This is a genomic window from Nostoc piscinale CENA21 (assembly GCF_001298445.1).
Classification (GTDB): domain Bacteria; phylum Cyanobacteriota; class Cyanobacteriia; order Cyanobacteriales; family Nostocaceae; genus Nostoc_B; species Nostoc_B piscinale_A.
The window spans coordinates 4,844,245-4,870,568 of the sequence record NZ_CP012036.1 but is presented as its reverse complement, the minus strand read 5'-3'; the positions used below and the strand labels follow the sequence as shown (position 1 = coordinate 4,870,568).

Below are 26,324 nucleotides of genomic sequence, written 5' to 3'. Positions count from 1 at the left end.
TTATAAATTTACATTTCTTTACTTTCTTAGTGTAGCGTTACAAAAAAAACTGCAAACGGGAAAACATACACTGACCTGTGTGCAGTTTTTTTGCTTAAAATTTAAGCATACTCAATGACAACTCTATGAAACACATTGCCAGCAACGAGTTACCAGCAACACTCCAACAAATATTTGCAGAAATACAGCGTACCAAAACACCTTTAACTGTTACTCATGATGGAGAACCTTTGGTCATTATCTATCCTGCCAAACCTCAGTCCGAACGCACAGTATTTGGAGCAATGAAAGGTAGTGGTGAAATCTTGGGAGATTTGATTTCTCCCGTTATTCCTGATAACACATGGGAAGCACTTCAGTGAAGCTCTTACTGGATACCCACATCTGGATTTGGTATTTACTTGGTAATGAAAGCTTATCTTCTCAGCTTCAAACCACCATTGCAGCGACAACAACCGAACTGTGGCTAAGTCCAATTAGTATCTGGGAAACGCTACTCTTAGCAGAAAAAGGACGAATTTCTTTACAGCCGCATCCAGTTGCATGGATTGATTTAGCTTTAAATACTCTAGAAATCCGAGAAGCGCCACTTAACCGCCAAATTGCTATTCTCAGCCGTCAGCTTCAGCTACCACATCAAGATCCTGGCGATCGCTTTATTGCAGCTACCGCAGTTTACCACCAGTTGACTTTAGCTACAGCCGATGCAAATCTCACGAGTGCTTCTTGGTTAAAAACTTTAACCTAGCCAAAAAATTTACAGATGAGTGTAATAGCTGGGGAGCGATCGCTCTTTACTATACCAGTCTTTTTTACTCACCTTACAACCGTTCTACTCCTCAAAATCCAGCGCATCGGCTAAATCCAGAGGTTCTTCTAAATCTGAATCTCTTCCTTCTAATTCCAATGTCAACTGTTGAGATATGGGTTCTAATTTGACCTCTCCTTTTTTAGAGACATAATCAACCAGCTTAATCCAATCAATACGACCGTTCCTAGTAAAATACTGCATAAATTCAAAAGTCATCTCATTAACTTTTGCATCCAGAGTAGACTTAAAAATTTCATCCTTTTTATTTGCCTCTTCTCCGATAGGCACAATCATTTCTTGATAAAGATTGGGATTTTCTGAGATAAATTCCCAAAACTCTTGCCCTGCATATTTAAAATATGTTTTATCAGCATCTACATCTTTTTTCAAAGGATTACTATCTTTGCCATACATACAGCCATTAATAGCAATGATATTACTTGTGACACCTTGTTTAATTAAAAACTGCCTAGCTTGTTTAAAATTTTCTTTCATCTTACTAATTTGGTCAGAGTTGCCCCAATTAGTACCAGATTTAATCCCTACAATATAATAATTATTATCCCTGTTAAACTCTAAATCAATACTGTTGAGCTTTGATTTAAAACCACCGTACAAAGTTTCAGATATATGTATTGCAAAGCCTTCTAATAAATTACCAAAGATAGTTTCTTCTTGTGAAGAAAGGAAGGCAGTAATTATACTATCAACGAAATCTTGGGCGCGTTCAATATTTTTCGCCTTGAACAAATAAGGGTTTTTTCGTTTCAGAACATCTTTGAGCTTTAATTTACTCAACTTTTCAAATCTTTTGTCATAGAAAGGTGTAAGAACATATTTAATCAAATAATCATGATAAATTTCAGAGTTTGCGCCAGCCACATTTAATTCCTCATAATTTTGATTACTGTTATTTAAAGTTTGAGTATGAGAAACTGCGGTTTTAATATTCAGTTCTGCTAATTCACAATATTCTCTTTTAATTTCAATTCCTACATAATTTCTGCCTAATTCTTTAGCAGCTACGCAAGATGTTCCTGAACCAGCAAAGGGGTCGAGGACTACATCATCTACAGCAGTGAATAGCTTGATAAACCATGAAGGGAGAGTTTTCGGGAACGCTGCACTATGATTTTTATTGCCACATTCAGTTGCTAAATGTAAAACATTTGTTGGATAGGCCATTTTACGTTCTACCCAATTAGAGATATTTTTACCAAATCCACTCTCAACTTTAGAATTATCACGTCTTTTATCTGTCTCGCTCAAATTCTTAAGACGGGATTTTGCCCAATCTCCCATAGGAACCATAACAGATTCCTGATACATCTTGAATTTCTTTTGCTTGTTAAAGTGTAAACAACGTTCCCAGGAATCTCGAAAACGATTAGACCATTTGCCAGGATAACTATTTTTTTTATGCCATATATATTCTTCAGTCCATAACCATCCTTGCTGCTGCATTCCTAAAATTAAATTCAACACGTATGAATGTCTTTGCCCATCAACAACTTTCTCTTTAATATTAAGAATGAAGGAACCTTCTGGTTTGAGGACTCTTTTTAGTTCTAAAGCTCTTGCTAGAAACCAATCTGTATATTCATCGGGAGATATTCCTCCATAGGTTTTTTTGCGACTATCAGCATACGGAGGCGAGGTGATAATTAAATCAACGCTTGCAGAAGGAAGCTTTTGGAGTACTTCTAAACAATCACCAAGAATCAGCTTATTCTTCCAAGTTGGTGGGTTATTCTGGTCAACGAAATCCAACTCTTGAATAAGAATTTTCTCAGTTTCCAAGGTAATATTTAGTGCTGCTTCTGCCATTGTCGAACCTATTAGAATTAAATCTTGCTTGACCACAATATACTTAAGTATGCAGCACTCTATACTACCTCAAAAAATGTATAAAAAGATGTTAGTCTTTTGATTAACTCAGCTATTCTTGACGATTAATCGCGTGTTTTACGGAGTTAGCTGTATATGAAGCTCTAAGGCACTGCTAAATCGCTATTTTAAGCTGTCAGATTCAGCTACCACATCAAGCCCAAGCGATCGCTTGATTGCAACTACCGCAGTTTACCACCAGTTGACTTTAGCCACTGCCGATACTAAACAATTTACGTTTGATTGTCATAGCTAGAGAGCGATCGCACTTTTGAATTCTCAACTAAACTCAAAAATATTTATTTAAGCCAGCTTGCTTCAAAACTCCGTTTGCAGTGTGGCGTGATTTAATTTTGCTATCAACTACAATCTACTTGATTTAACTCACAAAGTTCTGGAATCATCAATTTGAGTTTTTCTGTTAATAATTCAATAGTAGAAGCTTCTGTAATCAATCCAGGTAAATCATCACTATTAGCTACCCACACCTCAGCTTCCGAATCCCAAAAAGCACTTACTCTAATCACAGTGTTCATGCTTTACTTTTTTAGTTATTGTGTATTCTGTAAATAATTTTAGTTAAGTTCTTCAGCTTTTCGCAAGTTACTTACAAAGAGAACCTTCGATTCTTGAGAAACATTCATATAATCCGGCATTACCCTCTACCTCTGTAGCTTTTGCTCTACAATAAAGTGAAGAATCTAACCGCTTAAATAAGGGATTTATTTATGTCCCACCCAACACTTAGTAACCAAGAAGTCGCTCGACGTGGAAAGGAACTCTACGAAGAAAGTATCCGTGCCAAAGTTGAGACACAAGAAAATATTGGCAAAATTATCTCGATTAATGTTGAAACGGGAGATTACGAAATCGGTGATGATTTAGTCGAAACGAGTCTGCGATTAAAATCCAAGCAACCCAATGCAGCACTTTGGGGAGAAAGAATTGGTTATGATGCCGTTTATGCCGTTGGTGGTACATTGCTCAGGACGGCACAGTGATACACGGAAATGTAGTTGGACTTCAGGCAAGAATGAGTTTGATGATTATTGCCCCAGAAGGTTCAGGTGTAGAAATCGAATGTGTTATTGATACAGGGTTTGAAGGGTTCTTAACTTTGCCGCCTTCTGTAATTGCTACTCTTGAGTTGCCTTACCTCATAAATATCAACGCAAACCTAGCTAACAATTCCAGTGTGGAAACTGATGTTTATTTGGCAACAATTATATGGAATGGAATAGAGCGTAATATTGCAGCACTAGCAATGGGTCGTCGTCCGCTCATTGGAACTGCTTTGCTGGAAGATTATCATCTTGGCATAGATTTTTGTGAAGGCGGTACGGTGCTGGTGGATGAAATTCTATAACTTGAAAGCATCTCTATCGCCAAAACTCAAAATTCATCACCCGAAATAGCTGGGTTTTTGGAATATCGAACAGTTTATCTTTAATTAAAGAGAGACTATTTTGATAAACCATCAGAAAAAACAGCTATGGCAAGCGGTGAAGTGTTTGAGAGTGAAACAAAATACCCAGTTGCGCCAAGGGTCAATTTACCGACTATGTTTCGGCTTGGCTTGTTTCAAATGGGCTTGAGTATGATGTCGATTTTGACTCTGGGTGTACTCAACAGGGTCATGATTCAAGAAATAGCGATTCCGGCGACGTTGGTATCGCTGGTGCTGGCTTTACCTGCTTTTGTGTCACCTTCGCGGATTTGGTTTGGTCAGATTTCGGATGCGAAACCGTTGTGGGGTTATCACCGGACAGCTTATGTATGGGTGGGGGCGGCGATATTTGCGATCGCAGCTTTTTTAGCGGTACAAGTAATGTGGCAGTTAAATAATGCTGCTAATATTTCTGGTGGCTGGACTTGGACAACTGACACTATCGGCTGGACTGCGCTGTTATCTTTAATTTTTGCAATTTACGGTTTGGCAATTTGCGCTAGTGGTACAGCTTTCGCAGCTTTGTTAGTAGATGTGTCGGAAGAAGATAACCGTTCTAAAGTGGTGGGTGTGGTTTGGTCAATGCTGATGGTAGGAATCATTGTCGGCGCAATTATTAGTTCTAGCTTGCTCAAGCAATTAACCCCAGAAGCAACCCCAGAAACATTACAGGCATCAATCAACCGATTATTTATGATTGTGCCAGCAATTGTATTTGTATTAGCGATCGCCGCAACTTTTGGCGTGGAAAAAAAATACTCCCAATACGCCAAGCGTTCCACATTGGTAAACCGTGAAGACAGCATTACTCTAAATGCAGCGTGGAAAATCTTAACCGCCAGTCCCCAAACAGGTTTGTTTTTCACCTTTTTGGTGGTGATGACGCTGTGCTTGTTTATGCAAGACCCAATTTTAGAACCTTATGCCGGTCAGGTGTTTAAAATGCCGTTGGCGGAAAGTACCAAATTAAACATTTATTACGGTACTGGGTTGCTCATTGCTTACGCTGTGGCTGGCTTTTTGATTGTGCCACGTTTAGGTAAGCGTCGCAGCGCCCGTTTAGGTTGTATGTTGGTGGCTTTGTGTGCCGCATTGTTGGGAATTTCGGGATTTACAGCCAATGCAGCTTTCTTAAAATTTGGTTTGGTATTGTTTGGTTTAGCGACTGGTTTCTTAACTACAGCAGCAATTAGCTTGATGTTGGATTTGACCGCAGCCGAAGCCGCCGGAACGTTTATCGGCGCGTGGGGACTAGCGCAGTCGATTTCTAGGGGTCTTGCTGTGGTGATTGGCGGTACACTTTTGGATATTGGTCGCAGAACTTTGCCCAGTTTGGAATTAGCTTATGGGTTGGTATTTGCCTTAGAAGCAGTGGGAATGGTACTTTCAATTGGGTTCCTCAACCGCGTCAACATTACAGAATTTCAAACCAGTACCAAGCAAGCGATCGCATCTGTTTTAGAAAGCGATCTAGACTAATTAAAATTTGGTGTATGGGTATTAAGGTAAGGCAAAAGGAAAAAGGCAAAAGTAAAAAAAATCTTTTACCTTTTTACTTTTAATTTCTTCCTTAATTAATTCACTCCCTAGCATTGCAATGAATGATTTTTGGTTAACGGTGCTTGATTTTGCCCAGACTACAACTACCAGGGTGGGCAAACAACTAATGCAGGATTTTGGACAGGTGCAGGCTTTACAAAAAGCTGATGGTAGTTTGGTAACACGCGCCGATAGATGGGCAGATCAAGAAATTCGAGATGCGATCGCCGCTAATTTTTCCGGTTATGGTATTCTCAGCGAAGAAGCTGACAAGACATTTCCGGGGACAGAATGGTGTTGGGTAATTGACCCCTTAGATGGGACAACGAATTTTACCCGTGGTATTCCGATTTGGTCGATTTCTTTGGCTTTGCTGTATCAAGGTACGCCTGTTTTTGGATATATCCACGTACCGCCATTAGGGCAAACTTTTCACGGGTTTTGGCAAGGTACATCTGGTTTAGCAACACCCACTGGCGCATTTCTCAACAATCATCCCATACATACCAGTGCGGATGCTCCCAGCAATCATCACTTTTTTAACCTTTGTTCTCGCAGTACAGCAGTTATCCAACCAAAATTTCCCTGCAAAATTCGGATGTTGGGTGTGGCGAGTTATAACTTTCTCACCGTTGCGACTGGCGCAGTGTTGGGTGGAATTGAAGCGACACCAAAAGTTTGGGACTTTGCTGGCGCTTGGGTAATTGTGCAAGCGGCTGGTGGGAGTTGGAATTCTCTCAAAACTGAGCCATTTCCTTTGATTAAGGGAGAAGATTATAGCGATCGCTCTTATCCTACCCTAGTTCTCAGCCGTTCAGAACTAGCTCCAATTTTTGAACCATTTCTCAAAGAGTTGAAAATTTAATATTCATCACAACGCTGATGGAACAAGCCTAGACCAGTCTTTTGGGTTTAGGCTTTTTTACTTTAAGTTCACGAAATTATGAATCTAACTCTAATAATCCTGATTGGGTTGAAGTCCTGGTGAAACTTATAAGTTACATAATCTAACCCTGACTCAGTAATCAACCATATAGGAATCATATTTGATTTTTGAAAAAAAACAAGAGATAATACGGAGACAGGTAATAAGTATAAGGAAGAACAATGCTGAATCAGCACTTGCAGCAGGCGATCGCTGAACTAGAGGAATTTATAGTTCAAAATATAAATGCCCGTGAAGCGAGAAAAGGATTAGCAGTAAAGCTGGTTTATCAAGGTTACTTATATGAGGAAATCAAGAAAATTCTTGGTGTTTCACTTGGTTCAATAACAGGTTGGAAACAAGTATATGAGGAGAATGGTGTTGATGGTCTAAGACTAAATTATAAAGGAAGAAAAAGCTATTTGAGTAATGAGCAGCGAGAGGAAGTATTGAGTTGGCTTCAAACAAAGGATTATTGGGAAATAGGAGAATTAGAGTATAAACTAGCTTTTGAATACGATGTAGTTTACGAAACGAAAAAAAGTTACTACGATTTGTTTAAAGCAGCAGGAATAAGTTGGAAAAAAAACACGAAAGTTAACCCAAAAGCCGACCCAGATGCTGTTGATGCAACAAAAAAAGAGATTGAAACATTGTTGGAAAACAACCGGAGCGAAATTGAAACAGGTAAATTAAGAGTGCTACTGATTGATGAATGTCATTTAATGTGGGGAGACTTAAGTGGTTATATATGGGGTAAAACAGACCAAGAAATTATGGTTCCGGTGGTCAATGAACGAGAGAAACAAACATATTATGGAGCCATTGACTATCTTCAAGGAGAATTAATACTTAAAACTTATGATGCTGGAAATTCCCAAAATACGATTGATTATCTACGTTATTTGCTAGATGAGTCTCCTAATCAGCAATTATTTAATTTTTTGGGATGGTGCTAGTTACCATCGTTCTCAAGAAATTAAGAATTTTTTGGATGAACTGAATAAAGGACTTTCAACTGACCAGTGGAAAATACACTGCGTTCGTTTTGCTCCTAATTGTCCAACACAAAACCCTATTGAGGATGTTTGGTTGCAAGCCAAAACCTGGGTTCGACGTTTTTGTGCTTTGCTCCCTTCATTTTCTCATTTAAAATGGATGTTTGAATGGTTTATCCGTCACACTACCTTTGATTTTCCCACTCTTCAGATGTACGGAGCTTTTTCAAAAATCAAATATTAGTCCTATAGGTGTATGTTATCCAATCTAGAGCTAATTCGTGAGTTCGTAGACAAAAGCATCCAAAAAAAAAGACATTTTATTATCTAACTCGGCTTTAACAGCACAAACCGTCTATAAAACTAATCAACTCACAGCAAAATCTCAAGGTGTAATTGCTACAGCCAATTTAAATCATCCAGTTTTGGAGTTTTTAGTTCAGCCAAATTCATCTCATTGGGAATCGATAAATCAGACATTATTAGATTATAGTTATCTGATCAAAGGAGAAATAGATAATCGCGGTTTTTATCATTATAAATATTGTGAAGTGCCGCAGGGTTATCAGATGCACTGTACTCAATCTGTATTGTTATGGCGTGCTTGGTGGAAATATCGCAAGCAGGTTTTAAGGAGTTCTATTCCTTTAGATTTGCTCATTCAAAATCGTGATTCTTGGTATCCCATCCGAGATTTAATTATTAGTGATGGGTTGCTTTATATTAAAACTTTAGGCAGCGAAATCGCCATTCATTCGGAAGATTTGGTAGTTTGGTTAAGTAAATTTGAGATTAATTTCTCTCAGGAAAAGACTGAATTTGCCCAAGTTGAGAAAAATTTGGCAATGCAGAGTTAAACACAAAGTAGACATAAATCGTTTCCAAACATCTCTTCTCCTTGCCTTTCTTGTCTACCTTGTCTCCCTTGTCCTCCTTGTCCCCCTTCTCTCGTCTCCCTTGTCTAATATGACTGCTATACTAATCACCGGTGAGTACAGTATCTACCAGTGAAGTAGTATGAAAGGACTCTGGCTTGAAAACCAACAACTGCAACTACGCACAGATATTCCAGTTCCAGAACCGCAATTAGGCGAAGCTTTGGTACGTGTTTTGCGGGCGGGAATTTGTAATACTGACCTGGAGTTGAAGCGTGGTTACTATCCATATACTGGGATTTTGGGGCATGAATTTGTCGGTGTTGTGGAACAAGGCCCAGAGAACTTAATCAATCAACGGGTAGTAGGCGAAATTAACGCAGCCTGTGGTCATTGTCGCTTTTGTCTTCGGGGACAGCCGACTCACTGCGAAAATCGCACAGTATTGGGTATTGTGAATCGTCACGGGGCTTTTGCAGATTATCTGTGTTTACCCGTAAAAAACTTACATCCTGTACCGGATAATGTGTCTACAGATGTTGCAACTTTTACCGAACCTCTAGCCGCAGCTTTGGAAATTCAACGGCAAGTGGTTGTGTGTCCTGATGACTGTGTGTTAGTGGTGGGAGATGGGAAGTTGGGTCAACTGGTAGCACAAACATTGGCTTTAACTAATTGTCAGTTGTTGGTTGTGGGTCGTCATCCTGAAAAACTGGCGAACTTAGCCGGGAGAGGAATTAAAACTGGTTTAGTTGATGCAGTTACAGATAAAGCTTTTGATATTTCTGTAGATTGTACGGGTAATGCCGAAGGGTTTGCGATCGCTCGTCGCGCTTTACGTCCCCGTGGTACCCTAGTTATGAAAAGTACCTACGCAGGCAACCTGAGTTTAGATGCTTCGTCTCTGGTTGTAGACGAAATCACCCTTATTGGTTCCCGTTGTGGCCCGTTTTCCGCAGCGTTGGAATTATTAGCAGCAGAAAAAGTGGACGTAAAACCTTTAATTCACGCCCATTATCCTCTCATCGAAGGTCTTACAGCTTTTGCAGAAGCACAACGTCGGGGGGTGTTAAAAGTGTTGTTAGACATGAGTAAAGTATGAAGTGTGAAATTGAGAACACTCTCATATCCCTACACCCTTACATTCTTAATACAAATAAGGATTCGTCTTTGGCTGATAGTCCATACAGTTGATCGCTTCTTCTGTGTTAGCGACAGAAGGGTGTACAGTACATTTGAGGCGATAGTCATCGGTAAAAAACTGGCACCCAGGACAGGGAATTTGGTGCATTTGTTTGGCTGTAGCGACACTATCTCGTGCTGTACTCCACAAACTCCATGCCACGAGAATCATTAAACCCCATGCTACAACAAAACAAATAGGTACTAAAAATTTTTGCATCCCGTGAATAAGAAATATTATTGCTTCCAACACGGCTAGTCCTGAATAAAAATCAACGCTTAGAAGTTATGTTATCGCAGTGCTGAGGGCTAAGTGCTAAGTCATAAGTAGGATTTAACCTCATTTCAATCACTGTGAGTTAGCCCATTTTAAAATAAAATTCGACTTAAAAACCAAATGCCATAAATCCGCCATCAACAGCAATACATTGTCCTGTAATGTAAGATGCGGCGGACATACAGAGAAAAGCCGTAATACTTGCTACTTCTTCTGGTTGACCTACACGCTTCATTGGGGTACGAGAAAGGACTGCATCTAAAGTCTCAGGATTTTTCAGTAGAGGTTCAGTGAGGGGAGTTTGAATAAACCAAGGTGCGATCACATTAACACGAATGTGATCACTTGCCCATTCTACAGCCAGCGATCGCGTTAACTGCACAAGTGCGGCTTTGGTCATACCATAAGGTGCGCCAGTGCGAACTGAAATTAATCCAGCCACAGAACTGATGTTGACAATACTGCTGTTTTCACTGGTTTTTAGTAAGGGATAAAACAGTCGAGAAAGTTCAAATATAGAAGTGAGATTAGTTTGAAATATCGCCGCAACTTCTGCTTCTGTATAATCATTTGCTGACTTACGAATATTTGTGCCGACGTTATTCACCAAAATGTCGAGTGTTCCAAAGGTTTTACTGACGTACTCCTCCATTATTTGACGACCTTCAGAAGTTGCCACATCGGCTGCAACTCCATAAACTTTTCCAAGAGAATGCCAATTATTAATCTGTTGCTCAATTGTTTCAGAATTGCGAGCCACAATGATGACTTCTGCACCTAAAGCCAAAAACTCTTGAGCAATTGCTAAACCAATTCCTTTTGTAGCTCCGGTAATTAAAGCTTTACGTCCAGCTAATGTCCAGCGTTCGCGGACTGATGGGTGAATAAAGTTTTCCACTCTAGTATTCCTTATTGCCTTTATACCAATCTAATATGAAGACGCACATAAAGACTCCACCCGCGCTATCAAGCCTGACAGATGTAGGTTTTTTACAAGGGTGTAAGTATTCATTCACTCTCGGCAGAAAATAAAAACAGACTGACAGAGTGAAACAAAGGCTCAAATGCTAAAAAAATGAGTACCTCAAACAGTGAACAAATATAGCGTCACAGAAAATGCCACATAGTCACGCTACGAAAAGTGGTAGGACTAGCAACATAGAGTTTTGTCAGAATTCATTACCAAAGTCAACTCAGAAAAGGCAAATACATTGAACCTATCCCACTAATACCAGCAATATGATAATCTGCTGTTGATGACGGTAAGTTTGATGAGGGTATGGCTGGGCGATTTGAAGGATTAAGTGACCTGGAGTGGAAGCTGTTTGAAGATATATTCCCCAAAGAACCAGAAAAAAGAGAACGGAGAATGCCTCATGCGCCATTTCGCCATGTACTTAATACATTGCTGTATATATTGATAACTGGATGTCGTTGGTGTGATGTGCCAAAGGGAGAGATTTGGGCATCAAAAAGTGCAGCACATAGATGGTTACAACGTTGGGAAACAGATGGAACGTTAGAAAGTTTACAAGCAAGTACATTAGGAATTGCTCAAGAGAAGGGTTTAATCAACTGGAATTACGGCGCTGTAGACGGGTCTTTTTCCCCCTGGAAAAGGTGGCGGTGAGGGGGTTAAGTATGGGTATAAAGGTAAAGGGATTTTGATCCATACCCTAACAGATGGTAATGGAATGCCTTTAGCTAATTGCACAACACCTGCTAATGGTAGTGAACGAGATCAAGTTATTCCACTAATCGATAGTGTCAAAGTCAAGACTAATAAACCTGGTAGACCTCGTAAACGAGTTAAAGTTCTTGCTGCTGACAAAGGTTATGATTCCAAGGACAAACGTGCTGCTTTACGTAAACTTGGTATTAGACCTCAATTGCCCAAGCGTACTTGGAAGACTCAGAAAAATCGAGGTAGACCAATTAAAATTTCAGTTCCACGCTTTCAGCAAGAACGTTGTTTCGCATGGTTTCAACGAAAATACCGCCGACTTGTAGTTCGTTGGGAGAGAATTGCTGCCTGCTTCAACGGTTTTCTTTCTCTTGCCACAATTCACATCTGGATTAATAGAATTTTATTAGTGGGATAGATTCATAAAATACTTCATTCTTGTGTTTCCAGTTAGCACTTAAGGTAATATCGAGTAGTGAGTATAAAAATAAACTATATAATTAATTTTTTACACAGTATTAAAGTCAAAATATCAATCAACGATGATGAGTGAAAATTTGTGGGATAGATTTCTAACTTATGATAATTTTTTACTTGCTTGGCAAAGAACAGTTAATGTTACTAGCCGTATGATTATTGATGAGTTAGGGTTTAAAATATTTGCATTTAATCTTGAAGCAAATCTCAAAGATTTAATAAGACAAATAAAAGCAGAAGATTTTCCCTATACACCTCTAGCGGATCATAAAGTTTATGTTCCAAAACCATCAACGACATTGAGAACAATGTCACTCATGGCTGTACCTGATGTTATTGTTTACCAGGCTTTAGTTAACGTTATTGCTGACGAAAGCCATCAATATTTAGTATCTCACGAGAATCAGCATATATTTGGAAATATTTACGCTGGTTCCGGTAAACGATGGATGCTCAAACCGTGGAAACAACAGTATAACAACTTTGTTAATTCGGTTGAGAAATTATATCGTAATGGGAATTCTTGGATCGCATCAACAGATATTGTGTCATTCTATGACACTATTGATCATGAGAGACTGATTCAGATTGTAGATAAATATTGTGGACATCAAATGTGCAACAAGTTTGGAAATCTTTTGAAAGAATGTCTTTCAAAATGGTCAGCACATACAGTAGATGTAAAAATGAGTCGAGGAATTCCTCAAGGTAGTAATGCTTCAGACTTTTTAGCCAATTTGTTCTTACATGAACTTGACAAGATAATGATTTGCAGAGGGTATAACTATGTACGTTATGTAGACGATATACGTATTTTATGACAGGATAAGCCAACTGTTCAACAAGGGCTAATTCTTTTTGATTTAGAACTTAAACGTGCTGGATTAGTGGCTCAGGTCACTAAAACTAGCATTCATGAAATTGCAGATATAAATGAGGAAATTATACATTTACGCTTTATAATTACAGACCCTACAGGAAATGGAGATTATACTTTAATTAAAGAGCCTGCTAATCCTCTAATTGAACAAGCTGATTTAGCAGCAAATTATATCAAAAAAAACAGCCCCAGATAATATAGAAGAAGTAGAAATATTGCATGGTTTACCGGATTTAGAGAAAATTAATAAAGATTTATTAGAAACAGCTACAGATGATACAGAAGAGTCCGATATACTACATAGCTTACCTTCGTTAGAGGAAATTAATGAAGATGAAGAATATGTTTCAAATACACACTTGAATATAGATATAAATGGAAATAATAAGCTACAAGAACAATTACGAGATACATTTATAGAAGCATATTTGCTATTGAATCATTCAGAAAAATGCAAAGAAGCTGAATCAAATATTGTATTTTGCTTATATCGCTTAGAATCTCATGAATCAATACGTGAGATGCTTCTAGATTTGCTATATAAACTGCCTTGGCGCTCTGAAGTAGTATGTTATTGTCTAGGAAAGTTTAAAAATGATTTAGATATAATAGAAGGCTTGAAAAAATTTATAGATGAACATGAAGTATACTCCTGGCATCGTGCTAATGCACTATGGGCTTTATATCGGGTTGGTAAAGCTAAAAATGCTGCTTATATATGTCGAACATGGTTAGCCGATGCCAGAATGGACTGGTATGCCAGAATGATAGCTGCTCGAATATTGGCTAAACTTCCTGGTCAACATTCCTATTTTATGGAATGCCTGCAACAAGAACAGAATAATAGTAAAGTTTATCCAGAAAATTCATCACTTCTTCGGCAAGAATTAGCTTATGGAGCTTTTCAAAGAATTAAATCGCACAGTAAGCTTTTAGCATTATTTCGATTAATTTGTAGTGATAAAAGCCCTGTAATGCACAGATTAGCCATTTATCTATTGCAAAAAAATAAATGTAATGTTACTTGGCAAGATTTAACCCAGTATCATACAGAAATGAGTGGGTTGTCAGATTTAATTAGAGATGTTGGCTTATCACCAAATGCACCAAAAATATGCTTTATTTATCAAACAATCTCTAATACTTACAATGTTTCGTTACCACCAACTAATCTTTATTTGTTTTATAGAATTCATTATGAAAGGGCTGTTGAGCAATTACGAGAATCTGTGAGTAATTATCATACATCCCCAAGTGCTTATATCAGAACCTTTCATCAATTTGCACCTCTCACTTTCATTGCTTTTTATGAATATGCTTTTCCCAATGAATCAGGATTACATGATGGGTATGCGTCACTGACGGACAGAAAAGTTTTCACCAATTCTCTTCCCAATGGATACGAAACCTGGAAAGAACTTGGCTCAATGCGAAACCGTGTTGATCATCCAGTAGATAAAAAGACAAAATCGCACTCAAAAAAAATTACTGTTGAAGAAACAGAATTTTTTATTAAAAAACTCAATGTGGCTCTTCAAGAACTTTTTAACTTTTGGCTGAAATCAACACCTGTTCCTACTACTTCACTTCCGGTTTCAACAACATGATAATAAATCTAGTAATGGTTAATCTTAATCTAAAAATTTCAAAGCCATTACTGTATGTGTAAGATAGTAAACCTCACATACTCTCCCAATCATTCTATTAATCCACTCGGACACGGAAGCGTACAAAACCGAAATTGCTACCTGCTGTATAGTTGAGAGTGCCGAAATTCACAACTACTGCTCCTGTGGGATTAGTTTGATTAGGACACACATTATTGGCACTTAAAGGAGCTAAAGGTGAAAAAAAGCTACCATTATCGCCATCCGCAGTATTAGTTCTGGGTGTATTTATATTAGCTAAATTCACTAAAATTCCACTAGCGGAAGCAAAGCTGTTACTAATAAATGTTGTACCTGTAGGGATAGGGTCACAAAATCTGGCGTTCTGTATTGCCTGGTTGCCATCGGCAAGAAAGTAAATTGTATATTCAACTTCATCGCCACTTTGTAAAGTGAATTGCGAACTCAGGTTAATAATTCCTACTGGGGAAAGTTGAGACCAACCTGGAGCGTTATCGTTTTGGTCATTAGGATCATCAATAAAACTACCAAAGTTAACACCACTCAAAGGCAAACCATTTCTGACAACATTGGTAATTCGTTTCACACCCCGCAACCTTAAAAGTGGAGTGGGTGTAGCAGAACCAACTGCTACTTCTTCTCCTACTGTTGCGGGGTCGTAAGTCACACTGGTTGTCCCATTTGCTATTGTTCGGGTGGGGTCAAGATAGGTTGCAGTGGCACCATTGTTGTACACTCCATCAGGTACAGTTGCAGCCACATCGGTAGTAAAGGTAATCTGCACACTTGCGCCACCGGGAATATTGAAGCTACCAAAATTCAGCGTTGTTGCACCAGCAGTTGGGTTACTCACACTGGTACGTGTTGCGCCGCCGTTCAAGGTCACGGTAGGAGTAACAGAACCATCAAAACTAAAACCACTAGGCAACGGATCGGTAATATCAATATTGGTAGCAGTAGCTCGGTTAGCAGCATTGCCAACAGTGATGGTATAAGTTGCCTTACCTGGCTTAATAATTGGCCCTGGTGTGCTGGTGGTTTTAGTAATAGTCAGTTGAGGAATACATTGTGCGCCAGAACTTGCACCAGGGATAGTACCAACGGCTTGGCTGATACCACCTGTACCTGCGGTAGCACCAAAATAAGGGTCAGCAGGATCAACGGGGTCTTTTGCTGTGCCACTCTGCCCGCCTGTAACGTTAACACTAGCACCAGAGCTAGTAAAAACAACTCCACCACCGCCACCACCACCAGGGCCATGAGCGCCATCAAACGGTTGAGTTGCACTGCTGAATCTGACATTACCACCGTTACCACCTCTGGCATTTACGGTTAAACCAGTAAGGTTATTATTGGCAGCCATCACCACCACGCTACCACCAGCACCACCCCCACCAGTACCATCTTGACGGACATCAAAAGCACTGGCTCCGTTAGCATTGATAGTGCCAGTACCACTGACACTGCCAGTACGAATCAACACCATACCGCCACCATTAGCGCCACTACTAGCAATACCGTTAGTGGGAATACCTACAGATGCGCTAGTTGCCTGATTTGTTGTGCCAGCACCACCACCACCACCTAAGACAACACGATTGCTGGTAGCAGGAAAGTTAGCGCCACCAAAACCACCAACAAATAACCCAGATGTCCAAGAACGACCGCCTAGACCGCCCGAACCTCCATTACTACCGCCACCACCACCGGAGTTTTCATTGTTGCTAGATGGTCTACCATCGGTACTACCACCACCAGCATTACCAGGTGCGCCACGGCCGTAACTCCCACTAGGATAGCCTTCAACACCAGTATCAATGGCTGAAATAGTTGCGGAATTCAGTACATAGCGGGGTGTGCCAGCAGTACCTTCCCCTTTAGAACCGTTGGCATTAGTAGTGGATAAAGTCACATAATCTGTAAGACTACCAGTGGTATCACCACGTAGTTGGCGACCTGCACCGCCACGGAACCCAATACCACTTACATCTACAGTGGCACTGGCTAAATTTAAGTTGCCTGCAACATCATAAATTAAAATTCCGCCTGAAGCACCGTTCCAAGGTGCGGCGGTGAGGCTAGAACTCATGGTGGCACTGGAATATTGCGGTACACGGATGACTTGATAGGTTCTTTGTCCTTGAGTTCCGAATGGGGTATTACTGTAGGAATTAATTAGTCCTCCGCCATTGATGCCTTGAATGGGGATGGAACTGCCAGATATTGGCCCAGTAGCGACAACATATTCATAATTACCTGCTGTGAAGTTGGCATTGTTGAGGTTGCCACTAGCACCTGTGGTTGCGGGAGCAAGGTTAACATTGGCATTATTGCCACCACCAGAAACTCCATTACCGTAACTATCAGTGTTGCTGGAGTTAATATCTGCGCCTTGCATTTGGATGATGAGCAATAAGTCTCCCGCAGTAATGGGAGTGGTAGAACCGTTGGGGTTAATTGCACCGACAGGGATGGTGGTTGAGCCTGCGGCAACGGTTGTATTTGTTGCACCAGGGTAGTAAGTGTTGATGATGCCGCCTAAGTTGCTGGGGCCGTCTTTACCGGGGGTGGCACATAAGCGGGGTGCGACTTGGGCTGTGGCTGGTGCTTGGGTGAGTAATATTAGGCTTTGATAGCTGAGGGTAGTGAGGATGAGGGTAACACTACGGATAAGTTTTAGGAGATGGTTGTGAGAATGGTGGGGTTTTAGCATTTTGAATAAACCGCAAAGGGCGCAAAGGACACAAAGGTATAAGAGTTAAAGAGGGTTTTTGCGTAAGTTTTGAGTTAGTTAAGAAGTGGGTTCTATTTGCAAGTCTTTCTCTTGTTCTTCAAGGATGATTTCTAGTCCTCTGGTATCTTTGAAAATTATTTCTACTCGTCTATCTCTGGCTGTATCGATGACGGTGTTACCGGAGGTGCGTCGTTGTTTTTCGCCAAGGGAACGAATGGTCATTCTTTCGGCGGCAATTCCTTGTTTGAGGAGGTAGTTTCTGGCAGACATGGCGCGGCGTTTGCCTAAGTCTAAGTTGTAGGCATCACTGGCGCGGATATCTGTATGACCTTCAATTTCAATGACAATGAAGGGATATTGTTGTAAGACTTGAGCAACTTGGTTGAGGACTGTGCTGCTTTCTTGGCTGATGAAGTCTTTGTCTAAGGCAAAGTGAATGATGCGTGGAGCTTTCAGCCGGATAGGTTCTGGTTCGGGTTGTGGGGTTGGTTGTGGTGGTAGGGGTACGCTGACACATTTGGGTGGTGTGGAATTATTTATGGAAGAGGGTGAGTTATTTTTCCCAGATGGGTCTGTGATGATGGCGTTGTAGGCTGGTTCGGATGTACCGTATTTTGGATGGGTGGCGATCGCACTTATTCTCTCCCCAGACCGCAAACCTGCTAAACTACCGCTAAAGTTACCTTTTTCATCGGCAGTTAATGTTGTGAGTGGTTCACTTAAAGGGCCATATTTCTCGTTTCCCTGGACGCGATATATCTGCACTTTAGTACCAGGATCAGCCGCACCGCTAATTAAGGCTTGACCGTTAACTAGTAATAACTGAGAACTTGCAAATTCTGGTGCGTTCACCGCACCATTGGCTGTTTCAAGTCTGCGGTTGGGACTGTTGCGTTTGGGGTTGGGGCCGTCTCCTCGTTGAAAGTCGCTGATGTTTAGTTGCTGCTGGGTGTTGAGGTCAATACTTAAACCTTCTAAATCGCTAAATCTATTATTTTGAATGATGTTAGCGATCGCACTCCCAAAACTACCATGAGTACCAAAGGCTGTCACTGATACTCCCGGCCCGGTTTGGTTGCGAATTTCGTTATCAGTAACTTGATTTGCGTTCCCCATTAAGTAAACTGCGGCGCGGCGCAAACGTCTACCGTTAAAGGTGATGCGGTTATCGTGAATTTTGACGTTACCTGTGGGTTTGAATAAATAAACACCAGCCCCATCGTTACCGCAAATCAAATTTCCTTGCAGTTGAGAATTAGCAATTACCCCTTCTAATCTGACTGCATCAGGCATTCCGGCTATACCGTTACCAACAATGATGTTTTCTGTCATTAAGGTATTTTCAGCACGCACTGAGGTAATAATTGCACTGCCTTCATGGTAAGAAATACGGTTACGTCTGATTGTTGTCCCGGTGCTGTTGAAAACGTAGACACCAAAGGCTGAGGTGTTCTCTGGCATTTTCTCATCTGGGGTAATGCCTAACCAGTTGTTTTCAATTACCACGCCTTTGGGTGGAATGTCTTTGTCTCCAAAGGGAAAATTACTGTTGGGTGGTTGTTGCTGTTTGGTATTAGGAGGCGGTAAACGATGGGAAATGAAAATATCGGCTGGTGGTGTGGTTAAGGTTGCGCCTTGATTGAGGGAACGGAAACCGTAGATACTTAAACCGCGAATCTGCACATTATCAGCGACGACTGTAAAACCACGCAATATCTCTTGGTTGGCGGCGGGTGTGATAGTGACTATTGGTTGAGGAATGGCAATTTCCGCCGTTGCAGAACGTGACGCATCGTAACTTGGTTGGCTAGTACCGTCTACTATTAATCCTGGTGTGTTTAGGGGTGGTAATTCTTGCTGTAGTTGGATAGTGGTTTGATTTGGCGGTAAGTTAAATTCAATTCGCGCGTTGTTATTACTGGGTTGTACCTGCGCTTTTTCTTGGTTACTCAATTTTTCTACGGAGAGATTACCGTTTACTAGGGCAATGGCTTCGCGTAAGGTGAGTTTGTCGTCTGGTTGTATTTGTCCATCTTGGTTAGTGTTGACTGTTACTTGTAGGGATGTGGGGGATGTTTGGGCGATCGCAATTTGGGGGAGGATTAGAAGTAAGAAAGGAACGAACCGCCAAGTACGCCAAGTACGCCAAGGAAGAGGAGTTTGAGAGGGTTTTAGGGAATTAGGGTGGTTTTTTGGTATCATTGCTCTCCTCACTTCGACTCTAAGGCTACTGGTTGAACTACTGACTCTTGCTGTTGTGGTGGTACTACTTTTTGCCTACCGAAACCACCGAAAAGTTCATTGAGTTTAAAGCTGATGTTTAAATAGGGGCCGCCGGCGGAGCGATAACCGCTAAAATCTCGGTCATCTGCACTCCCGAAGGCGTAACCGACACCAATTCGTAAATCTGGTGTTAAATGATACCCACCTTCGACAGCTAACCCAAATTCGTTGAAGCCTTGTTCTGGTTGACCTAGCCAACGTCCTTCGACAGCTAAGTCTGTACGGTAGCCTAATTGGTAAGTTGTGCGTAATTGTGCTAGGTGGACGCTGCTATGGTTGGTAAAATCTTCAGATAGGGAAGTAGAACTGCTGCGGAAGGCGTATTTACCATACAGTTCCCATTGCCAATTGGGTGAATAAATCGCTTCGGCTGAGAAAATATGATCTATGGAACCGTTACCACTACCAGCTAATAAGGTATCTGGTGTGGTGGCGGGGTTTTGGCGATATTCGTACCCTAATAAGGCGTTGAATTTATCGTCGTTGGGGTCACGGTAGGCTAACCCGACGCGCAGATTTGCGGTGTCTCCTAGTCCTTGCAAGAGTTGGTTTGCGCCGCCTGCTTGTTGATAGCGTACCGCCGCAGTTAAAGCGGGGGAGAGTTTACCAGAGGCGGCGGCGGAAATTACTGTATGATTGCCGTCACTACCGCTACGATGTTCTAATCTGGCGTTGGCTTGAAAGTTGGGGTTATCGGTGTAATCTAAGCCGATGCTGTAAACATCACCCGCAAACAACCCTAATGAGGAAGCAGTTTGTCCGACGGCGTAAGGTTGAGCAAATCGGATACCTGTGGCTGAGTCGCCAAAAATATCTTTAAAGATGTGTTCGTAACCAAGGCTTAATTTTAATCCTGGTGCGAGGCGGATACCGTGATTTAGAGATACGGAACCTTGGTCAGTCATGCCATCCGCACCGCCTAAAATTGAGTAACGACCTCGAACGGTGGTATCTGGGGAAAATTTATGTTCGACAATTGTATCTAGGCTGGTGATGCTATTGCCTTGTAATAAGCCACCTTCATAAAATTGGTGTGCTAGTCGCATACTTACGCCAGGATACAATGCCCAATCTAAGCCGAATGTGGTGCGGTTGGGATAGAGTTGGTCGCTTTTACCTAAGTTGAGTTCGTTTTGCGCGTGAAATGTGAGTGATTCGGATAAGGGAACGTCAAGACGAGAGACTAACTGGCTGGCGTTTCCGTTGAATTTGTTGGTAATGCGGTCTTCGCGGGAACGGTTGACGTATTCCAGACTTAAATCTGATTGACCGATTTTTTGTTGAATACCTGCGCGGATGGTGGTGAGAGAATTATTAATTTTGCTTCCTGGTGCGGCTTGGGGTTGGGGGTTGAATAAGTCAATTAACTGAGTGCGTTCGGCTGGAGCAATACCAAAGTTGTCTTCGCGATCGTACCCTAGATTAAAGCTGGTGGTTTGTCCCAATTTCCCAGTTAAGGATGCACCGTAGCGAGTTTGTCCATGTGTGAAACTCCAAGTGGCGTTATTGGCAAAGTTTTCGGTGACGGAACGATAGTAAGCTTGTCCTTGGAAGTTTTTACCGAGATTCGCACTGGCTTCTAAACGGTATGCAGAACCACTGACGTTACCAAAGGCGAGGGTATTATGGCGAGAGTGTGCATATTCACCGATAATTTGCCCAGAATTACCTAAAGGTGCAAAGAAATCAAATCCGTAGAGTTCAAAATCTTGCTGTCCTTGGTCTTCTTTGAGGTAACTTGCACCAATAAAGGGATTTCCGTTTTGAGTATTTTCGGAAGTTCTCAGGTTGTATTGCAGTCGTCCGGCGTAAAGTTTGCTGTCTTCTCCAGCGTCGTTTTGATAGGTAACGACGATGCGGCGTACCAAAGTTTTACCAAAGGGGTTTAATTCTGTAGCGACAATGGGACGACGGAATAATAATGTACCGCGATCGTAATCTATTTCATAGTCGGAACCACGGGATAAAGCTTGACGTTCCAACACCGTACCGGGACGGTTAATTTCTTCGGCTTCGATAAAGACGTTTTCACTACCAGGAATAACTAAACGACGGGAGAGGAAGTAGTAACCACTGGTTCCGTTGGGGGTAATTGCATCGCGTTGGAAGCCTTGAATATTATTGGCGTATAAGGCTGTTAGTTGCAGGTTGCCGAAGTTGTAATTACCTTTGAAGCCGTGCAGTTGTCTGGTGGTAGCTGTATATAACTGGGATGATCTGGCAAACTCTTCGGTGCTGTAGTCACCCCACATAAAATAGTCTGATTCTGCACCTGGGATATCTGGCGTGCGTTCAATGCGAGCATACACACTATCTGTAGAAGGTGCAGTGTTAATAAAGCTAGAACTATCACCATAAACTGGATAGTCTTTTTCACAAGATTGGACACCACCAAACAGGCGGTTATCTCCGTTGCAATCTTGATTTAGGGGACGTTTGCTATTGAATGCGCCTGTAAATAACCAATCTCCAACTTTACCTGTAGCGAAGACGGCTGCATCTACATCTACGTCAGTACGACCGATTTTATCAGGGTTGAGATAGTCGCGGAAACTACCTCGGTAATCCGTACCACCTGCACCAATCCTGACGTTGATGCTACCTGTAGCTAAGGAAGGACGTAGATTGGTAATAAATTCTACATTGGTATAAGCTTCGAGTTCTGCATTTTGGTCTATGGCTGCACGGATTTTGACGTTTTGAGCGATTAAGCCTGCTTGTAGTGTGGCTGTAAACTCACCTTTACGTGCAAGTACCTGAAACCCTGGTGCATCTTTATCTTGATCTGCACCGACAAATTGACCTGCACTAGCTGTTAAGGTGACAGGAATATCTTCGGTGATGATTTCACCTTTTTCGTCAGTAATTTTACCTTCTAATGTGATGAGAGAACGTCCATCGGCTGGTATTCTGGGTTCTTGGGTAGGTGCGATCGCAATTTTTTTTCTGCACCTCTTCAACCGTAACTTTCACACTGGTTGATTTACCATCAGCACCTTGAGCAGTAATAGTATTTTCACCTTTATTTAACGGCACGTTATACCAAATTAAGGTGTTTAACTTTTGTGCTTCGTCTTTATGCAAGTATTGGGAGATAGCTGCATCAATGGGTTTACCATTCAATGTCACCGTGACTTGGTTATTAGGATGATATTGAACTCCCAAGTTAGTAGTTTTGGCAGTTGTCACACCTGCAACTGGTGTGATAATGCGAATGTCTGAGTCAATAGAAGTTGCGGCTGTTTCTGGTGTTTGCTTGGTTTCGGCTTTCTCTCCAGCAGTGAACGTATTTATCTGATCTGAAGAAATATTCGCCTGATTATCTTCTGTATTTTCTATAGAAGAGAAAGACTCTATCTGATCTGAAGTGACTAATTTGTCTGGTTGGCTTGGTCTTGGTGGCGAGAAAACAGCTTCAAGATCATCTTCTACAGGTGCAATTAACTCTGGTACATTGGGTGATTCGACTTTTTGTTGCGTTTGTGGTGGTGTTTGGGCGGCAGCAGTCGCTACTGGCAGAATTGGAAAGGCGCTACAAATGCTTAATAAAGTTAAGTCACGCTTTCTAGCACTAATCTGCGTCATCTTACTTACGCGCCTCCCCTGATGCTGGTGTGACTGCAAAATTCATCCGTCCCATACTTCTGGGTGCGAGTCGGACGAGGCGCGATTGGCTATTTTTCTCGATGTTGTAGAGGTTGGGTGCGAGGCTATATCCAGGTAGGCTGGTTAAATCTAAAGTTCCAGTCCGATTACCTGCAATCACATTGGCGAGAGAAAACATCCCATTGGCATCGGTAAGGATGCGGTTCCCGTCATCCATATAAATTACGGCGTTGGGTATCCCTGGTTCTCCTGGTTGTTGTTCACCATCAAAGTTCTTATCAATAAAGACTCGTCCAATTAAAGTTGCACAATCGGAGATAATACCGGGACGAATCTTGAGTAAATGGCTGGCTGTGTTACTGCGGATGCTACCTGCGGCGGCGACTGCGAGATTTTTACCTGTTCCGCGAACAGCATCGGGTGTGACTGTGACTGCATAGACTACATTCATCGTTCCCTGTGCAGGGATAGTACCAGCGTAGTTGATAGTTACTGTGCGCTTATCTTGACTACTCGATACAGTTACGGGTGTGGTGGTGTTATTGCTGGTTAAAGATACTTGCAGCGATCGCATCTCGAAATTCAAGCCGAGAGGCAGGGTATCAGTCAGGGTAATATTGCTGGCGGGAGAGTTACCAGTGTTACGGATAGCCAGCCGATAAATAACGGTATCACCTGGTTCAACGGCGATGCGATCGGCGGTTTTAATAATCTCTAACGCAGTTGCACCTCTAGTAAAAAACACAGTATTAGAAGTAACAGACTGAATATTGTCGCCTCCCAACACGGCTGTATTAGTAGTTTCTTCAGCAATTACGGCTGTAATTCCAAGTGAAAAAAATCCAGGTAGAAGCAGAAGCAGAATCATCTTCTTCTGCTTCCAGTTTTTTATAAACTTCATAGCTAAACTAAAAAAATGTATTTTTTCTTCAAAAGCATCAAAATGAGGAGGATTTATGATTGAAAATCACTAATCATGATTATTTAAAACACTCTTATTAAAACTAAATATGTAGTTTGAGTACTATGCTCTTCTTACCAGTATTTTTTCTATCCAGATGTTTTTGATAATCAATACATAAAATTTATATTCTTCGGTTTCGATGATACGTTTGCAAATTGCCATTGAGGTAAATATTTAATCCCAAATAGTCCGTCATGCTAAAAGTTGGAAACTATCCAAATCAATTCTGCTGTAACTCGCGCAAATAAATTTAGCTGGTATAGCCGCAATTTTAATCCTGCGATATTAATTCCACAAGTTTGTTCATTTATCACTGAGAGTAAATTCAATACTTAAAATTACTCTCAGAAGATATTTGGTTATACGTCTGCTTCTTTTCCAGCAAAATACGACGCTTAAGACTGTTATTGATTTTTAGGTAAATGCTTTCAGAATACAGTTAGGTAGATGCAGCGGCTTACTTAAAACAAATATAACTACCATGATACTAAATGGCAATTAATTTACAAGAAAATCATTATTAGATAATCAATACAACAAAAGTTTTAACTGTCAATGTAGAAATTACGATATTTATCAACTAAGTTATGATAGATTTTCAATATTTTTCCTAGTATTTACTGTCTAAATGAATAACACAATAATACTTTTATTTTCAAAATAGTAATTATACGGCCATAAAAAAATACAAGCTTGTAGATAAATTTACTATTTACTCAATATTGATGGCTGATAAATATGCTGAGACAAACAAAAGTCTAATAATTTTTACCTTGCTATTAAATCATTATTCGTCAAAAATTAATTTGAAGATTTGAGAAAAATGAACAAGAAAAAGTAAAATTTTTAGCATCTGATCATACCTAAAAATCAAATATCATTTACGGATTCTTAAATATATCTAAGTAGCACTACCCTAGTTGTTTTGGGAAGAAACAGCGAAAGTAAGTATTAACAAGTAAAGAAATATTCATTCGACTTATTTTCTAAGTAATTAAACATTATTAATAGTTATCAGGAAACACTGCCATGTTAGAGTTAACCCTTGCAAATAAAACATCATCTCATTCTCAAGCCATACTTGAGAAAATGCGCCAAAATCCTGAATATACTCGAATAAACTCACAAAATCAAACTTTTTCTTCCTTACAAATTGCTGATGTTATTGGCAGAGCTTTTATTATTGCGTATAAAGAACAAACCAATTTACTGCAAACAGTTTTGATTAAAGAAGGTTTACAGTGTGAAGTCCTGCGACAAAAGCACCAACCACAGTATAAAAACTTTTCTCCTAGTTATCTCTGTTTACTCAATCATTTAAGAGCTTGGCAAATAGCAGCTAGGGAAACTCAACCCACTTTAATTGTTGAGGCAGATTTTGTTCCCGTTCTGGGGTTTGGCAAACTTCCTCTACCTTTTGACCCTAATCAAACTAATGTGGGTATGTGTTGGCTATACACTTGTGCATCTCAAATATATAGTGTTTCAGCCAATGGCTATGCAGAAGGGTTTTCTGTATCAACTGTTGCTTACATTGTTACTCCCCAAGGTGCAGCAAAATTAATTAAGTTTGCTGAAGAACTCATGAAAAACTTGGAGCCTAATGCTTATTCTACTTGGGATACTTATCTTGATAATTTTCTTCGTCGTCACAAGTTGAAAAACTACATTCCTTTCCGCAACTATGGAGAGCATGGCGGCTTACCTAATTTAGAACATTCTCGTCATGGATTAAGTAAAACTCATAGAGCAGATGTGTTATGTAATCAGCTTGCTTTTATGCCGATGTATGCTACCAATCAAGGCGTAAATTATTTCACTTTCTTCTCAGTGAGGCTACAAGCAAGAATAAAGGGAATAGGGCGTTTACTAACAGGGAAATTTCTGCGCTTACCAATTCTCAAACGTTCTAAAGTGCCTGCTAGGTTAGCTAATTTTGCTATTCGCCGACAACTTTTTCTTTATATCTAGAGTTTGGGGCATCCTTTTTAGTTCAGGGAAAAAATGTAGCGGCATTATGATATGAAAAAAGTATGTAAATAGTTTATTAGTATTACTATACTAGTTTTAAATAATATTCTTATAGCCCCAACTTTCCAAAAAAAGTCGGGGCTATTTTTGTTCACA

The 26,324-nt window shown here is 40.6% G+C and carries 21 protein-coding genes and 3 pseudogenes; 15 read left to right on the top strand and 9 right to left on the bottom strand.

Annotated features, from left to right (window positions below; translation table 11 throughout):
• Nucleotides 1–125 precede the first annotated feature (125 nt).
• Together ACX27_RS20900 and ACX27_RS20895 are read left to right on the top strand one after the other, a co-directional pair.
• Entirely contained in the window at nt 126–362 is a 237-nt protein-coding gene (locus ACX27_RS20900; protein WP_062295265.1) for a type II toxin-antitoxin system Phd/YefM family antitoxin, read from the top strand.
• Nucleotides 344–748 carry a type II toxin-antitoxin system VapC family toxin gene (locus ACX27_RS20895; protein ID WP_235526298.1) on the top strand — a complete coding sequence of 135 codons (405 nt, stop codon included), beginning with the start codon at nt 344–346 and terminating at the stop codon, nt 746–748. Before ACX27_RS20900 ends, ACX27_RS20895 begins: the two co-directional genes overlap by 19 nt.
• An 84-nt stretch (nt 749–832) precedes the next feature.
• Here ACX27_RS20895 and ACX27_RS20890 read toward each other — a convergent pair whose 3' ends face one another.
• Nucleotides 833–2,638, bottom strand: coding sequence for a PmeII family type II restriction endonuclease (locus ACX27_RS20890; protein ID WP_062295264.1), 1,806 nt, complete (start codon nt 2,636–2,638; stop codon nt 833–835).
• A gap of 419 nt (nt 2,639–3,057) precedes the next feature.
• Nucleotides 3,058–3,234: a DUF1902 domain-containing protein gene (locus tag ACX27_RS31110; protein ID WP_083468792.1), complete on the bottom strand. Its 177-nt coding sequence runs from the start codon at nt 3,232–3,234 to the stop codon at nt 3,058–3,060.
• Between the two features lie 192 nt (nt 3,235–3,426).
• On the opposite strand from ACX27_RS31110, the gene ACX27_RS20885 reads away from it, so the two are divergent.
• From ACX27_RS20885 to ACX27_RS20855, 7 genes and pseudogenes are all read left to right on the top strand, one after another.
• Nucleotides 3,427–3,699 (top strand): hypothetical protein, encoded by a 273-nt coding sequence (locus tag ACX27_RS20885; RefSeq protein ID WP_062295263.1) that lies wholly within the window; start codon nt 3,427–3,429, stop codon nt 3,697–3,699.
• Nucleotides 3,696–4,064, top strand: coding sequence for a clan AA aspartic protease (locus ACX27_RS20880; protein ID WP_062295262.1), 369 nt, complete (start codon nt 3,696–3,698; stop codon nt 4,062–4,064). Before ACX27_RS20885 ends, ACX27_RS20880 begins: the two co-directional genes overlap by 4 nt.
• Before the next feature lie 126 nt (nt 4,065–4,190).
• A complete protein-coding gene (locus ACX27_RS20875) occupies nt 4,191–5,624 on the top strand; it encodes a BCD family MFS transporter (RefSeq protein ID WP_062295261.1) in 1,434 nt (477 codons plus the stop codon).
• Nucleotides 5,625–5,742: 118 nt separating this feature from the next.
• The gene (locus ACX27_RS20870; RefSeq protein WP_062295260.1) at nt 5,743–6,549 is read left to right on the top strand and encodes an inositol monophosphatase family protein; all 807 of its coding nucleotides are present in this window, start codon (nt 5,743–5,745) and stop codon (nt 6,547–6,549) included.
• 266 nt (nt 6,550–6,815) lie between these two features.
• A pseudogene (locus ACX27_RS31885) lies at nt 6,816–7,851 on the top strand (IS630 family transposase); the annotation flags it as partial.
• Nucleotides 7,852–7,863: 12 nt separating this feature from the next.
• A pseudogene (locus tag ACX27_RS20860) lies at nt 7,864–8,464 on the top strand (hypothetical protein).
• Between the two features lie 160 nt (nt 8,465–8,624).
• The gene (locus tag ACX27_RS20855) at nt 8,625–9,584 is read left to right on the top strand and encodes an MDR/zinc-dependent alcohol dehydrogenase-like family protein (protein WP_062295259.1); all 960 of its coding nucleotides are present in this window, start codon (nt 8,625–8,627) and stop codon (nt 9,582–9,584) included.
• Nucleotides 9,585–9,629: 45 nt separating this feature from the next.
• Here ACX27_RS20855 and ACX27_RS20850 read toward each other — a convergent pair whose 3' ends face one another.
• Both ACX27_RS20850 and ACX27_RS20845 read right to left on the bottom strand, forming a co-directional pair.
• Nucleotides 9,630–9,917 carry a hypothetical protein gene (locus ACX27_RS20850; RefSeq protein ID WP_062295258.1) on the bottom strand — a complete coding sequence of 96 codons (288 nt, stop codon included), beginning with the start codon at nt 9,915–9,917 and terminating at the stop codon, nt 9,630–9,632.
• A gap of 133 nt (nt 9,918–10,050) precedes the next feature.
• Nucleotides 10,051–10,839, bottom strand: a complete 789-nt coding sequence (locus ACX27_RS20845) for an SDR family oxidoreductase (protein ID WP_062295257.1) — start codon at nt 10,837–10,839, stop codon at nt 10,051–10,053.
• 381 nt (nt 10,840–11,220) lie between these two features.
• Here ACX27_RS20845 and ACX27_RS20840 point away from each other — a divergent pair, with 381 nt between their 5' ends.
• The 5 genes and pseudogenes from ACX27_RS20840 (at nt 11,221) to ACX27_RS20820 (ending at nt 14,589) form a co-directional block, all read left to right on the top strand.
• Nucleotides 11,221–11,571, top strand: a complete 351-nt coding sequence (locus tag ACX27_RS20840; protein ID WP_062295256.1) for a transposase — start codon at nt 11,221–11,223, stop codon at nt 11,569–11,571.
• Between the two features lie 22 nt (nt 11,572–11,593).
• A pseudogene (locus ACX27_RS20835) lies at nt 11,594–12,043 on the top strand (transposase); the annotation flags it as partial.
• Nucleotides 12,044–12,167: 124 nt separating this feature from the next.
• Nucleotides 12,168–12,923: a reverse transcriptase domain-containing protein gene (locus ACX27_RS20830; RefSeq protein WP_062295255.1), complete on the top strand. Its 756-nt coding sequence runs from the start codon at nt 12,168–12,170 to the stop codon at nt 12,921–12,923.
• Between the two features lie 66 nt (nt 12,924–12,989).
• Nucleotides 12,990–13,178 carry a hypothetical protein gene (locus tag ACX27_RS20825; RefSeq protein WP_062295254.1) on the top strand — a complete coding sequence of 63 codons (189 nt, stop codon included), beginning with the start codon at nt 12,990–12,992 and terminating at the stop codon, nt 13,176–13,178.
• 19 nt (nt 13,179–13,197) lie between these two features.
• Complete coding sequence (locus ACX27_RS20820) at nt 13,198–14,589, top strand: hypothetical protein (protein ID WP_062295253.1); 1,392 nt, start codon at nt 13,198–13,200, stop codon at nt 14,587–14,589.
• A 97-nt stretch (nt 14,590–14,686) separates the two neighbouring features.
• Here ACX27_RS20820 and ACX27_RS20815 read toward each other — a convergent pair whose 3' ends face one another.
• From ACX27_RS20815 to ACX27_RS20800, 5 genes are all read right to left on the bottom strand, one after another.
• Nucleotides 14,687–17,323, bottom strand: a complete 2,637-nt coding sequence (locus tag ACX27_RS20815; RefSeq protein WP_062295252.1) for a beta strand repeat-containing protein — start codon at nt 17,321–17,323, stop codon at nt 14,687–14,689.
• 78 nt (nt 17,324–17,401) lie between these two features.
• Nucleotides 17,402–19,546: an OmpA family protein gene (locus ACX27_RS20810; protein WP_062295251.1), complete on the bottom strand. Its 2,145-nt coding sequence runs from the start codon at nt 19,544–19,546 to the stop codon at nt 17,402–17,404.
• An 8-nt stretch (nt 19,547–19,554) separates the two neighbouring features.
• Nucleotides 19,555–22,587, bottom strand: coding sequence for a TonB-dependent receptor (locus ACX27_RS20805; protein WP_235526296.1), 3,033 nt, complete (start codon nt 22,585–22,587; stop codon nt 19,555–19,557).
• Nucleotides 22,496–23,212 carry a hypothetical protein gene (locus tag ACX27_RS34130; protein WP_235526295.1) on the bottom strand — a complete coding sequence of 239 codons (717 nt, stop codon included), beginning with the start codon at nt 23,210–23,212 and terminating at the stop codon, nt 22,496–22,498. The genes ACX27_RS20805 and ACX27_RS34130 overlap by 92 nt, the downstream gene beginning before the upstream one ends.
• Nucleotide 23,213: 1 nt before the next feature.
• Complete coding sequence (locus tag ACX27_RS20800) at nt 23,214–24,134, bottom strand: DUF11 domain-containing protein (protein WP_062295250.1); 921 nt, start codon at nt 24,132–24,134, stop codon at nt 23,214–23,216.
• A 1,092-nt stretch (nt 24,135–25,226) separates the two neighbouring features.
• Here ACX27_RS20800 and ACX27_RS20795 point away from each other — a divergent pair.
• Complete coding sequence (locus tag ACX27_RS20795) at nt 25,227–26,168, top strand: LPS biosynthesis glycosyltransferase (protein WP_200929829.1); 942 nt, start codon at nt 25,227–25,229, stop codon at nt 26,166–26,168.
• Nucleotides 26,169–26,324: the final 156 nt, after the last annotated feature.